At 65.8% G+C, this 596-nt stretch carries 1 protein-coding gene; it reads left to right on the top strand.

Annotated features, from left to right (window positions below):
* Positions 1 to 596: hypothetical protein (locus DAI20_RS19865; RefSeq protein WP_205781524.1), on the top strand; the 596-nt coding region annotated here is incomplete at both ends.

Below are 596 nucleotides of genomic sequence, written 5' to 3'. Positions count from 1 at the left end.
CTCCCATTCCCGATGCGGACTTCACGACCGATGAGCAGGGCGAGGTGCGTTTCGCACGCGCTGTCGTTACCGATGGCACGCAGAAGCTCTACTACCGCACGGGCAGCAACAGCGACTGGGTCCTGCTCAATGATGAATCCCTGAGCAAGCGCATCGAGGCGCCGCTCGGCTTCTCGGCCGATGGTCGCCTGGCGTACCTGCAGGTCGAGCAGGCAGATGGACCTGATGCCATTGTCAGCTGGGACCCCCAGAGCAATGAACGACGCACCGTGCTGCGCGATGGGAGTGCCGACCCGGCGCGCATCATCCGGCGCCCCGGCAGCCGCGTGCCAGTCGGGGCCCTGTTCCTTGGCAGTGCGCCGCGAACGGCATTCTTCGATGACGCCTCGGACGACGCTCGCCTGTACCGCAGCCTCGAAGCCGGCCTGGGCGGAGCGGTCTACATCACCTCCAGCACGCGCGATGGCAAGACGGTGCTGGTGGAAACCTGGTCAGGCAGCAATCCGGGCGATTTCTATCTCTATGACACGGTTGGCAAGCGTGCACGGCACCTGATCAGCCGCAGCGACTGGATCGACCCCGCGCTGGCGGCGGAG

This window comes from Planctomonas deserti (genome assembly GCF_003067705.1).
In the GTDB taxonomy this organism is placed as follows: domain Bacteria; phylum Actinomycetota; class Actinomycetes; order Actinomycetales; family Microbacteriaceae; genus Planctomonas; species Planctomonas deserti.
This window is presented reverse-complemented; position numbering and strand designations above follow the sequence as displayed.